9 protein-coding genes are annotated in these 12,043 nt (G+C 68.5%); 8 read left to right on the top strand and 1 reads right to left on the bottom strand.

All coding sequences use genetic code 11. The annotated features are described in order from the left end of the window. Nucleotides 1-236 precede the first annotated feature (236 nt). Nucleotides 237-3,074 (top strand): hypothetical protein, encoded by a 2,838-nt coding sequence (locus tag WMF44_RS01055; protein WP_437297258.1) that lies wholly within the window; start codon nt 237-239, stop codon nt 3,072-3,074. A gap of 55 nt (nt 3,075-3,129) precedes the next feature. On the opposite strand, the gene WMF44_RS01050 is transcribed toward WMF44_RS01055, so the two are convergent. Continuing rightward, on the bottom strand, nt 3,130-4,083 hold the full coding sequence (locus tag WMF44_RS01050; RefSeq protein WP_437297257.1) for a S1 family peptidase: 954 nt from the start codon (nt 4,081-4,083) through the stop codon (nt 3,130-3,132). A 541-nt stretch (nt 4,084-4,624) separates the two neighbouring features. Here WMF44_RS01050 and WMF44_RS01045 point away from each other — a divergent pair. From WMF44_RS01045 to WMF44_RS01015, 7 genes are all read left to right on the top strand, one after another. Then, nucleotides 4,625-6,073 carry a cytochrome P450 gene (locus WMF44_RS01045; RefSeq protein WP_437297256.1) on the top strand — a complete coding sequence of 483 codons (1,449 nt, stop codon included), beginning with the start codon at nt 4,625-4,627 and terminating at the stop codon, nt 6,071-6,073. A gap of 248 nt (nt 6,074-6,321) precedes the next feature. After that, a complete protein-coding gene (locus tag WMF44_RS01040) occupies nt 6,322-6,573 on the top strand; it encodes a hypothetical protein (RefSeq protein ID WP_437297255.1) in 252 nt (83 codons plus the stop codon). 219 nt (nt 6,574-6,792) lie between these two features. Next, on the top strand, nt 6,793-7,731 hold the full coding sequence (locus tag WMF44_RS01035; protein WP_437297254.1) for a hypothetical protein: 939 nt from the start codon (nt 6,793-6,795) through the stop codon (nt 7,729-7,731). A gap of 104 nt (nt 7,732-7,835) precedes the next feature. Then, a complete protein-coding gene (locus tag WMF44_RS01030) occupies nt 7,836-8,330 on the top strand; it encodes a hypothetical protein (RefSeq protein ID WP_437297253.1) in 495 nt (164 codons plus the stop codon). Nucleotides 8,331-8,473: 143 nt separating this feature from the next. Beyond that, a complete protein-coding gene (locus tag WMF44_RS01025) occupies nt 8,474-9,526 on the top strand; it encodes a DNA modification methylase (protein WP_437297252.1) in 1,053 nt (350 codons plus the stop codon). Then, nucleotides 9,523-10,911 (top strand): DUF262 domain-containing protein, encoded by a 1,389-nt coding sequence (locus tag WMF44_RS01020; protein WP_437297251.1) that lies wholly within the window; start codon nt 9,523-9,525, stop codon nt 10,909-10,911. The genes WMF44_RS01025 and WMF44_RS01020 overlap by 4 nt, the downstream gene beginning before the upstream one ends. A gap of 10 nt (nt 10,912-10,921) precedes the next feature. Next, on the top strand, nt 10,922-11,977 hold the full coding sequence (locus WMF44_RS01015) for an MAE_28990/MAE_18760 family HEPN-like nuclease (RefSeq protein WP_437297250.1): 1,056 nt from the start codon (nt 10,922-10,924) through the stop codon (nt 11,975-11,977). Nucleotides 11,978-12,043: the final 66 nt, after the last annotated feature.

The following is a 12,043-nucleotide window of genomic DNA, read 5'->3' as shown; positions in this document are numbered from 1 at the left end:
CTCGGGTGCGCCGGTGGGCTGCGCGCGCCGCCATTCAATGCTTGCCTCATGACGCGCTGCACCCCTGAAAAGGGTCATGATCGTGGGGCGGTGTGCGCTGTGCACTGTGCGCCGCGCGCATTTCAACATTGAAACATAAATGCTCTTTCCTGGATCCCCAAAGAGCGTGTCCGTGTTAGTTGTTGAATGATCACTCGATCCCCGATCGCCTGAAGTCGCTTTCTCGAGGAGGTCATATGAAGTCACCGTTCGCCCTGCGAAGGGTCGCCGGCGGCCTTTTGTCCGCCGCGGCGTCGTCTCTCGTCCTCGCGGCCAGCGCCCCCGCCCTGGCCGAGCCGTCTTATACGCTCTTCGAGAGCGGGCAGGTGCGCCCGCTCGCGCTCTCTCCCGGCGGAAACCTGCTCTTTGCGCTCAACACGCCGGATGGACGCCTCGAGGTCTTCCGCGTCCATCACGGCGCGCTGGTCCACCGGAGCTCGATACCGGTCGGGCTGGATCCGGTCGCCGTGGCGGCGCGGAGCGACACCGAGGTGTGGGTCGTGAACCATCTGTCCGACAGCGTCAGCGTCGTCGCGCTGTCCCCTGGCGGATACGGCGGCCGCGTCGAGCGCACGCTGCTCGTGGGCGATGAGCCGAGAGACATCGTGTTTGCGGGCCCCGGGCGGCGCCGCGCGTTCATCACGGCGGCGCACCGCGGCCAGAACAACCCGAACGATCCCGAGCTCACCACGCCGGGCGTGGGCCGGGCCGACGTCTGGGTGTTCGACGCGAACCACCTGGGCTCGTCGCTCGGCGGCGAGCCGCTCGCGATCCTCACGCTCTTCACCGACACGCCGCGCGCGCTCGCCGCCACGCCCGACGGCGCGCGCGTCTACGCGGCCGGCTTCCACTCGGGCAACCGGAGCACCGTCGTCACCGAGCTGCTCGTGCCCGACGGCGGCCCGGCGAACGGCGGCTCGCCGGGCCCGATGACCAACGCGTTCGGCGACCCGGCGCCCGAGGTCAGCCTCATCGTGAAGTTCGACGGCGCGCACTGGGTCGACGAGCTCGGCCGCACCTGGGACGACACGGTGCGGCTCTCGCTGCCCGACAAGGACGTGTTCGCCATCAACGCCATGGCGAACCCTCCGAGGCCGATCGCCGGGCCCTCGGGCCATTTCACCGGCGTCGGGACGATCCTCTTCAACATGATCGTCAACCCGGTGAACGGGAAGGTCTACGTCTCCAACACCGACGCGCGGAACGAGCAGCGGTTCGAGGGCCCCGGCGTCTTCGCCGGGCAGAGCCTGCGGGGCCACCTGCACGAGAGCCGGATCACGGTGCTCCGCCCCGGCAACGCCCCTCCGCGCGTCGCGCCGCGGCACCTCAACAAACACATCGATTACTCGGTCTGCTGCGCCCCGACGCCGAACGCCGAGAGCGAGGCGAGCCTGGCCCAGCCGGTCGACATGGCGGTCACGAGCGACGGCGCGACGCTCTACGTGGCCGCGCTCGGGTCGAGCAAGGTCGGGGTGCTCGGCACGGCCGCGCTCGAGAGCGACACGTTCGTGCCCGACGCTTCCGACCACATCGAGGTGAGCGGCGGCGGCCCGTCGGGGCTCGCGCTCGACGAGGCGCGAGGCCAGCTGTTCGTGCTGACCCGCTTCGACAACTCCATCTCGATCGTCGACACCGCGACCCGGGTCGAGACAGCGCACGTCGCGATGTACAGCCCCGAGCCGCCGAGCGTCGCGCTCGGGCGGCGCTTCCTCTACGACGCGCGCGTGAGCTCGGCGCACGGCGACTCGTCCTGCGCGAGCTGCCATATCTTCGGCGACTTCGACAGCCTCGGGTGGGATCTCGGCAATCCGGACGAGCCGGTCACGACCAACCCGGGCCCCTTCGTCGGCCCGCTGCTCAACCTCTTCACGCAGCAGCCGATGCCCCAGGAGTTCCACCCGATGAAGGGCCCGACGACGACCCAGAGCCTGCGCGGCATGGCCAACCACGGCCCCATGCACTGGCGCGGCGATCGCACGGGCGGCAACGACGCGCCCACCGCGCAGCCGGACAGCGGCTCGTTCGACGAGCGCGCCGCGTTCATGAAGTTCCAGGCCGGCTTCACCGACCTCCTCGGCCGGAGCGGCCCGATCCCGGCCGCCTCCATGGAGGCGTTCGCGGACTTCATCCTGCAGGTGACCTATCCGCCCAACCCGATCCGCCGCCTGGACAACGCGCTCACGCCGGATCAGCAGGCCGGGCGCGACACCTTCATGAGCGGCAACCTGGACGGCACCGCCATCTGCAATGGCTGTCACGTCCTCGACCCGGGGGGCAATCCCGGCGTCGACAAGCCGGGATTCTTCGGAGCGAACGGCAACATGACGTTCGACTTCCAGCCGCAGCTCATCAAGACGCCGCACCTGCGCAACATGTACCAGAAGGTCGGGATGTTCGGGATGGCCGCCCCGCTGTTCGGCATCCTGCCCGGCGACAACGATCCCATGGGAGACCAGGTGCGGGGGTTCGGCTTCCTGCACGACGGGAGCTTCGACACGCTGTTCCGGTTCTTCCGCGGGATGGGCTTCTCGCCGTTCACCGGCTTCACCAACCAGTTTGGCACCTTCCCGGACAACCCGAACGGCCTGCCGGACTCGCCGGCGGGCGACGCGGTCCGCCGGCAGCTCGAGTCGTTCCTGCTCGCCTTCGACTCGAACGTCGCGCCGATCGTCGGCCAGCAGGTCACGCTCACGTACGGCAACCAGGCCGCCGCCGATCCGCGCGTCGATCTCCTGATCGCCAGGGCGGACGCCGGCGAGTGTGATCTCGTGGCGAAGAGCCACCTGACCTTGCAGGAGATCGGCTTCCTTCACACAGGAGCAGGGCAGTTCGTCGCCGACCGGATGGCGCTGCCGCCGATCCCGGACGCGGTGCTCCGCCAGATCGCCCTCGCGACGGGGCGACCCCTGACCTACACGTGCGCGCCGCCGGGCTCGGGGTACCGCATCGGCCTCGATCGCGACGAGGACGGCTTCCTCGACGGCGACGAGCGGAGCGCCGGCAGCGACCCGGCGGACCCGGCCGACACGCCCTGATCTCCGCCTCGCGCCGCGGCGCGCGCCCGGCGCCCGCTGGCCTTCACCTGTCCCGTCATCGCACCTGCACGCCGGCGCGGAGCGCGCAGTCCGGGTCGGCCGGGAACGCGCAGGCGAGGGCGCACACCCCATCTTGGCCGCAATGGAGATCGGCGCAATCGGGGTCGACGATCTCGGGCCCGGCGTCGCACGCCGCCTCGCAGAGGCCGTCCGCGCGGCACGGGTTGTCCGCCTCGAACTCGTCGATCGTCGGCTGGATGAAGCGAGCTATCTGGTCGAGATCGGTGCGCGCCTGCACCCCGTCCAGCGTACAGGGGTCGTCGCCGAACGAGGTCACGCCGGCGTGGCGCTCGACGCCCCCGCGCACGAGGAACGCCGGACCTCCGGAGTCGCCAGCGCACGTGTTCATGTCGGGGACCTGGTAATAGAACTGGGTCGCGTCGATCGTCCCCGGCGTCCCGCCGACCTGGGCGGGGCCGACCGCCACGATGGGGAACGTCACGGCGCGGCGCATGCCGAACCCCGTCCCCGCGACGCCGTCGGAGACACCGTAACCGACGAAGGTGTATTCTGGCCCGACATACCAGGTGGTATTCTCCATCGATTCGCGCAGGAGGGGCGCGGGCTGCACGGGCGCGTCGCTCTCCAGCCGGAGGAGGGTAAGGTCGTTCTCGAGGGTTGCGGGATTGAAGGCGGGATGCCTCCTCGACGCCTCGATCCGCGCGCTCTCCGACCGCCGCCCGAGGGTCGGGCCGAAGAAGACGCGCGTGAGCGCGCCGTGGCAGTGTCCCGCCGTGATCACGGTGCGCCGCGAGATCACGGTCCCGCTGCAGTACGCCCGGTTCCGATTGCCCACGCCCACGACATAGGCGTGCGTCGTGTCCACAGCGCCTCCGATGATGCGCTGCCGGGACGTGAGCAATGGCTGCTCGCCGTCGCCCCCGGGAGGTGCGTCCGCGCAGCCGAGCCCTCCGAGGCACAGGATCGCGATCGGGATGGCATTCTTCATACTGCAACCTTTCCGTCCAGAAATGGTGTCTAGAGCGGCGGATCGCGGAGGCGCCCGCGGTCCGGCGCCGCTCGGACCCGCGGGCGCGCGGGGGGCATAACAAGCGCAGTGCCAGCGCCATGCTCGGCGCGCGCGCGTGTCGGCCGCGGGGCGCGGCGGGGAGTCCTGGAATGGCGCGCGAGCGGGGGGATCTCGCCGGGGCGATCGCGGCTGGAGGGACGGCGCGGACGTTCGCTCCGCGCCGGAGGGGGCATGGCGCCGCGGTCGCGGCCGTCGCGCGCTCTCCGATGCCACGATAGCGGAGGACCGGGAGCGGGGCAGCGGCCGTCGGCAAGCTCGCGCGCTCGTCGATCCGCGGCCGGCGCGCCGCCTTCGTCACGCGCCGGCTCGCCCAGGGCGCCTCGCCGCCGCGCTCGCGATGCCGGCGCGTGACGAAGGCGGCGCGCCGACGAGCGCCCACGCGCACGCCAGGACGAGCTACGTTGCACCTCGACCGCGGCGGCGCCGGCGCTGGCCGCTTTCGCCCTCTCGAAAGGAGACCATGGAGACCGCCAGAGCAGAAGTCGCCCCGTCAGCGGGCATGCGCGATCTATCGACGCTCCCGGGACCGCGGAGGCTGCCGCTGCTCGGCAACCTCCTCGAGATCCGGCCCACCCAGTTCCACCTCACGCTCGAGGGCTGGAACCGCAGGTATGGCGATCTCTACACCTTCTGGCTCGGCCGCACGCCGGTCGTGGTCGTCGCCAGCGCCGAGCTCGTCCAGCGCATCCTGCGGGAGCGGCCGAAGGAGTTCCGCCGCTGGAGCCCGCTGCAGGAGCTCATCGACGAGATGGGCTTCGGCGGCGTCTTCTCGGCCGAGGGCGACCAGTGGACGCGGCAGCGGCGGCTCGTGATGAGCGCGTTCACCGCCGGGCAGCTGCGCGAGAGCCACGGCACGCTCTCCACGATCACCCGCCGGCTCCGGGAGCGATGGCGCGCGTCGGCCGCGCGGGGGGCGCCGGTCGACGCGCGGCGAGACCTCGCGCGTTACACGGTGGATGTCACCACCGCCGTGGCGTTCGGCCTCGACATGAACCTCATCGAGCGCGGCACCGACCCCCTGTCGCACCAGCTCGAGACGGTCTTCGCGGCGCTCAACCGCCGCCTCTTCGCGCCATTTCCGTACTGGCGGCACGTCAAGCTGCCCGCCGATAGGGCGCTCGATCAGGCGCTCTCGGCGGTACGCACGCGCATGCTGGACATCCTCCGGACGACGCGCGCGGAGCTCGACGGGGATCCGGCGCGGGCCGCGGCGCCTCGCTCGCTGCTGGAGGCCTTGCTCGTGGCGCGCGACGCCGACGACCCGAAGGCGCGGCTGTCGGAGCAGGAGGTGCTCGGCAACGTGCTCACGCTGCTGCTCGCCGGGGAGGACACGACGGCCGACACGATGGCCTGGATGCTCCACTTCATGGCGCTGCGCCCGGACGTGCAGGCGCGGATGCGGGCCGAGGTCGACGCCGAGCTCGGCGACGCGGATCTGCCCGAGGGCCCGGAGCACGCGCAGCGGCTGCGCTATCTCGGCGCGGTGGCGCAGGAGACGCTGCGCCTGAAGTCCGCGGCGCCGATCCTGTTCATGGAGGCGTGCGCGGACACGGCGGTCGGCTCGCTGCGGCTCGCGGCGGGGGCGCGGATGATCCTGCTGACGCGGCAGATCGCCCTGAAGGAGGAGCACTTCCACGACGCAACCTCGTTCATGCCCGAGCGCTGGCTGACCCCGCGGCCTGCGGGCGCCGGCAAGCACGACCCGCGCGCCGCCCTCGCCTTCGGCAGCGGCCCGCGGGTCTGCCCCGGGCGCGCGCTCTCGATGGTCGAGAGCGCCATGGTGGGCGCCATGGTCGCGCGCGACTTCGATGTATCGCTGGTCGACCCGGCGCGACCCGTGAAGGAGCTGCTCGGGTTCACGATGAAGCCGGAAGGGCTGTTCGTCCGCTTCACCCCCCGCCGCCGCTGACGCCCCATCGCGCCTCGTTCCGGGGCCATGCTGGGGTTGATCCCACCGAGAAAGACGCCCTGAGCCCATCGGGACACGACGTGCCTACCTCTGTCAAAACCGCGAAGCTGCGCTACCTCCTGGTCCTCGGTGTCGCCGTCGTTTCCTTTGCGCTCGGATGGTTCCTTAAGCCATCCGTCCGCGTCGCTGGTTTTCCGGAGCTAGGGGAGCTGCAGCCGTTCACGAAACGGGGCTGCACCAAGGTGGGAGTGCCGTTATCGGAGCTCGAGGCGTTCTCGGAGCCCTCGCTCCGCTACTCGCCCGGCGACAGCGCGCGGCTCCAGGTGGTGGCCTTCCGCCGCACGGGCCCGGACGCGGAGCTGCTGCAGCTCGACGCGGGCGAATACGATGACGAGTTCGACGCCAGCGGGGAGGTGTTCAAGCTGCGCTGGGATGCCGCCAAGGGGTGGCAGGTCGGCGACTGTCACGTGGTCGTCAGGTACTGGCCTGGAAGGCCGTGAGCCGGGCGTCGCGCTCATTCGCCCCAGCCGACCGGCAATCTCGTGCAGTCGACAAAGATTTCCACACGACTTGCTCTCCCTTCCGGTAAGCGGTTGTTCCCGCACGCTGCATTACGTGCACCGCTCTACTCTCGCAACGCAAATTGCGGCTCTCTGATTCGCCACTTCGCATCGAACAAGACTGGACATGACGCGATGTTCGATTAGAGTCCCGCGCCAATGCACAACCGCTCCGACCAGTTCACCAAGAGCTTGCTGCGGGACGGGCTGAGCCTCGTCTCAGCGGCCGAGACCGAGGTCGAGGTGCTGGCGGCGACACAGAAGATCGATGTCTACAGCGTGCCTGATCCCGCGCGGGAGTCCGAGCGCGCTGCCATGGGACTGCTCGGCGAGCTCGCGGCGGAGCCGAGCCTGTTCGAGCCGTTCCACGGCACGCCGAGCCTTCGTCAGGTCCGGCAATGCCTGCGCAAGCAGCTCACGTGGCATCACGAGCTCGAGCGCCGCGCCCGCTCTGCAGCGCGCTCCGTCGCGCCGGACGAGGACACCGACACGCCGCCGCAGCCGGCGGTCGCCTTCCCTGCGCTGGTCGTCATCGGCCCGGGGCGTCCAGAAACGGTGCTCGACGCCTACCGGTGCGAGCCGGTGCAAGCCGGCGTCTACCACGCCGTACCGGGCCTGGTGATGCGCGTGGTGGTGCTCGCGGAGCTGCCCCGGACGCGTACAACGCTGCTGCTGCGGCTGCTTGGCTCGGGCCGCCGCTTGCGCGAGGCGCTGGCGGATCTGGCGGCACTGCCAGACGATACCTGGGAGAAGAGCGTCGCCACGCCGCTGCTGGTACACTTCCGGCACGGAATCCAGGAGCCGACGACCGACGAGGAGGACGATGTGAGCGCAGAGATCCGGGCGTGGTTCAAGGAGTACGAGCAGAAGCTCCGCGCCGAGGAGCGGAAGGAAGGTCGTGACGAGGGGCGCGCCCAAGGGCGCGCCGAGGAGGCGGCGCGTGCCGTGCTGACCGCGCTGCGGGTCCGCGGCATCGCCGTGCCGGACGCCGCGCGTGAGCGCATCCTGGCCGAGAAGGATCCTGAGATCCTGGAACGGTGGCATGAACGGGCCATCGTCGCGGCATCGATCGCCGATGTGCTCCCGGAGCTGAGCTGAGCGATGGCAGCCGGCGGCAGACTGCCCAGCTGCTAGTCCCCCTTACCCCTTTCGGGGCCGTCCACCGAATCTCCATCGGCCTCCGCCGCCTCTCGAGCCACCCCGTGCCCCACGCCGTCATCACCTCCCCCAGCGCCGCCGCCCGCCTCGATCGGGCCGTGGGCTGGCTGCGCCGCCGGCGCCCCGCCGAGCGCGTGCTCCTCGTCGGCGCCTCGGTCGAGGCCGTGAGCGAGCTCGCCCGCGCGTCGATCCGCGGCCGCCGCGCCACCTTCGGCTGGCACCGGCTGACCCTGGGGCGCCTCGCCGCCGCGCTCGCGATGCCGGCGCTCGCCGAGCGCGGCCTCGTCCCGGCCAGCGCGCTCGCCATCGAGGCCCTCTGCGCGCGCACCCTCGACGGTCTCGCGCAGGACGGGCTGCTCGGCCGCTTCGCCCGCGTCGCGGATCGACCCGGGCTGCCGCGCGCCGTCGCGCGGACGCTCGAGCGTCGCCCCCCGTCGTCGCAGCTCAATCGCCCGCTGAAACGACGCATGTCAGGGAGATTCACACCGACGTCTTCCGTGCCGCAGGCCCGTCACCGAGAAGGGCAGCGCCGCACGTGACCGTCGCCCGCCCACGCCAAGCTGGACGGTGCCCTGAGCATCCGGTACCGTCGCATCCGCCTTCAGGTGAAACCGTGTCGACCCGGGCTGGTGAACGTGGGCGTAATCAAGAACGGCTGAACGCTATCTGCCCCTACTTCACCATGTTCCCCCTGTCGGTGCCGGCGAAGCAGCTGGCGCGCCTGCAGGCCGGGGCGTGGGTCCTGGACCCGTTCTGCGGTCGCGGCAGCACCAACTACGCGGCGCGCCTCCTCGGGCTCGGCTCGGTCGGCGTGGACAGCAACCCCGTTGCTGCCGCGATCGCCGAAGGGAAGATGGTCGCCACCTCCGCCGAAGAAGTTGCGGCAGCATGCGCCGAGATCCTCGCCACCCCGATTGAGGCAGCCCCGCCCGAAGGAGAGTTCTGGACGCGCTGCTACCACCCGCGCACACTCGACGAGTTGTGCCGGGTCCGGGCCGCGCTCCTCGCCGATCATGAGTCGCCGGCCCGTAAGGCGCTCCGGGCGCTGATCTTGGGCCTCCTGCACGGCCCGCGAAACAAGGGAGCGCCCTCTTACCTGTCCAACCAGATGCCACGGACGTATGCGGCTAAGCCGGATTATTCAACCCGCTTCTGGGAACGGCGGGGCCTCCAGCCCGTCCGAGTGAGCCTGGCTGAGCTGGTTGAGCGGAAGGCCTTCCATTACTTCGGATCAACGCCGCCCGCGGTGCCTTTCCGGGTGCTCTGTGGGGACAGCCGCAAGCTTGATTTGACGGCATCGGGACCCCGGTTCTCGATGGTGGTGACCTCGCCGCCTTACTACGGGATGAGGACCTATGTGCCCGACCAGTGGCTCCGCTACTGGTTCCTTGGCGGCCCACCGGCCCCGACGTATCAGCACCCCGACCAGCTCTCTCACGGATCCGCGTCCGAGTTCGCTGAGCAGCTTGCCAGCGTGTGGGCGAACGTGGCCCTGGCTTGCATGCCTGGAGCCCGATTCATGATCCGGTTCGGCGGCATCCACGATCGGAAGGCGCGGCCGAGAGACATCATGCAGGAGGCGCTCGCCGGGTCCGGCTGCCAGCTGCGGGTGCTCACAGTGCGGACTGCTGGGCTGTCATCGAGGGGCAAGCGGCAAGCCGATCAGTTCCAGCGCTCGCTTGGCGCACCGATCGAGGAGTGGGATTTTTACGTGCGACTAGAAGGGGGACGATGACAAGTAAGGCCGTGAAGCCGAGCAAGGCCGCAACATCCACCAAGGCCGTGAAGCCGAGCAAGGTCGCAACATCCACCAAGGCCGTGAAGCCGAGCAAGGTCGCAACGCCTAGCAAGGCCGTGAAGCCAAGCAAGGTCGCGACACCGAGCGCGCCGCAGTTGCTCCCGGGGGAGGTGTTCCGTCCCACGGATGACGATGAGAAGAAAGACGCCACGGACGAGGAGTTGAACAGCCGCTACGTCACCGGGGCGTTCCGGATCGTAACCGAGTCGGCGCGCTACTCGCTGGCCGTGATCCTGACGATGCTCGACGAGACCACCGGCCCGGAGAAGCGACTGAGGTACGATCTCGACCCAGAATACCAGCGCCGGCATCGCTGGAGCAGGGAGCGCAAGTCGAGGCTCATCGAGTCGTTCTTGATGAACATTCCGGTGCCCCCCATCTTCCTTTATGAGCGCGAGTACGCGCAGTTCGAGGTCATGGACGGACGGCAGCGCCTCACTGCCCTCGCTGAGTTCTACCGCAACGAGTTCGCGCTCGAAGGGTTGCAGCACTGGAAAGAGCTCAATGGCCGTAGGTACAAGCAACTCCCCAGCAAGGTGCGAGACGGCATCGACCGGCGTTACATCTCCTCGATCATCCTCCTCAAGGAGACGGCGAAGGACGAGGAGCAGGCCGCTCAGCTCAAGAAGCTCGTGTTCGAGCGGCTCAACTCCGGCGGCGTTGCCCTGAGCCCACAAGAGGCCCGCAATGCCGTGTACCGCGGACCGCTCAGCGACCTCTGCCTAAAGATGTCGAATAACGCAGCCTTCCGGAAGATGTGGGGGATCCCTGAAGAGCTCCGTCCCGACAGGGGGGAGAGGGGAGAGATCGACGACGGGCTGACCCGCGGCGAGCAAATGTTCCAGAGAATGGATGACGTCGAGATCGTCCTGCGCTTTTTTGCGTATCGACACATGTCACGACTGGACATGGGCCTGAACAATATCTCGATGTTCCTCGATCGCTTCCTGGCCGTGGGAAACGGGTTCTCCGACGAGGTGCACCGCGAATACCGTCAGATCTTCGAGGCGACGACTTCGCTCCTGTGGGAGATCCTCCATGAGGAGGCATTCTGCCGAATCGGCACCGACAAGAATGCGCGGGAACGACCCACCAAGATCGTCTACGACCCTCTGATGTGGGTGGCGAGCCGGTACGCCACGGGTGAGAAGCGCACCGCGCTTCTTGAGAATTCGGATGTGCTGCGGGATCGACTGGTCGCGATGTACGAGAAACACAAAGACATCTTCGCTGGGCGCCGCACGAACGCAAAGGACGTCAGAGAACGCAACCAGTGTATGGAAGAGGCGTTCGCGGAAGCTATCGCGATGCTTCGGGCATGAGGCACGCAAGATGCGCTCGACCCTCGACGAAGTCCTGGCGGCACTGGACGACCTGGAGACCTACGTCCGGTCGATCGATCCCGTAAACGCGGCACTCGCAGAGATATCGGACCCCACGATTCGCGGCTACCTCACCGTCCGCCGGCAACTCGACGGCGCAGCATTCATCGTCGTTCTCTATGCAGCGTTCGAGAAATTCGTCGAGGATCTGGTGTGGTCACACACGGAGTTCGAGTCGGCTACCGTCGAGTATCAACGTCTATCCGACCGCTTGCGCAAGAAGCACCTGGAGCAGTCCGCGAACTTGCTCGCCAAGGGGCGCCTTGGCGAAGGGAGATACGCCAACCTCACCGCCGCCGATGCCATTGCCATCCTGCACGAGTGCGTCTCGGGAGTCCGACCTTACAAACTAAATCGGCACGCTGTTCTATATCATGAGAACAACCTCCGGCCGACCATCGTGAAGGAAATCTTCTCGCTGACCGGCGTCTCGGACATCAATGAGATGGTCCGGGAAACCGCGTCGTTGATGCGATGGAACCTCGAACTGACCTCCATTCCCGGACCAGTCGCACTCAGTTCGATCGAGCGGCGCCTGGATGACATCGTGGAGCGTCGAAACCAGACCACGCACACTGGGGTGCGGTCGGGACAGGTGCTCGGCTCGGCTGAGATGCAGGAGCACGTGGAGTTCATGAGGGCTTACTGCAAGGCGCTGTACGAGGTGGTCGTCGGGGCTTACCTCGACCGGTTCTATGTCGGCGACCCCGCCAAATCCACGCCACTTGGAAAGTTCATATTAGGACCTCTCAGTAAGAATGGAGGCGCTGTGGTGGTCGGCAAGCCTGCATGCAGGATTTACACCGGGCAGCCGGTTATCGGCAAGCACGGCAAACGGGTTGACCGGTGGGGCACGGTTCAGGAGCTTCGAGTCCACGATCAGCCGGTCCAGGCCGTCGAAGCTGGGGACCCGACAGCACAGGTCGGCCTGCGAGTCGATTTCGAGTTTACCGGAAGTGCCCAGCTCTATCTGTTATCGGCGAAGGATCAGGCGGTTTGGAAGTGAGACGTCGCCCATACTTCTCCTGAGCGAGACGCCTGACGAGCCGGAGCGCCACGTCGCACGATTTGT

Source organism: Sorangium sp. So ce426 (assembly GCF_051475585.1).
In the GTDB taxonomy this organism is placed as follows: domain Bacteria; phylum Myxococcota_A; class Polyangia; order Polyangiales; family Polyangiaceae; genus Sorangium; species Sorangium cellulosum_B.
Note: the sequence above shows the minus strand (reverse complement) of the source record. Positions and strands in the feature narration are given on the sequence as shown.

Excerpts from the sequence above, each read along its gene's own strand:
- WMF44_RS01055 (WP_437297258.1), top strand. The coding sequence starts at position 237 with ATGAAGTCACCGTTCGCCCTGCGAAGGGTCGCCGGCGGCCTTTTGTCC.
- WMF44_RS01050 (WP_437297257.1), bottom strand. The coding sequence starts at position 4,083 with ATGAAGAATGCCATCCCGATCGCGATCCTGTGCCTCGGAGGGCTCGGC.
- WMF44_RS01045 (WP_437297256.1), top strand. The coding sequence starts at position 4,625 with ATGGAGACCGCCAGAGCAGAAGTCGCCCCGTCAGCGGGCATGCGCGAT.
- WMF44_RS01035 (WP_437297254.1), top strand. The coding sequence starts at position 6,793 with ATGCACAACCGCTCCGACCAGTTCACCAAGAGCTTGCTGCGGGACGGG.
- WMF44_RS01025 (WP_437297252.1), top strand. The coding sequence starts at position 8,474 with ATGTTCCCCCTGTCGGTGCCGGCGAAGCAGCTGGCGCGCCTGCAGGCC.
- WMF44_RS01020 (WP_437297251.1), top strand. The coding sequence starts at position 9,523 with ATGACAAGTAAGGCCGTGAAGCCGAGCAAGGCCGCAACATCCACCAAG.
- WMF44_RS01015 (WP_437297250.1), top strand. The coding sequence starts at position 10,922 with ATGCGCTCGACCCTCGACGAAGTCCTGGCGGCACTGGACGACCTGGAG.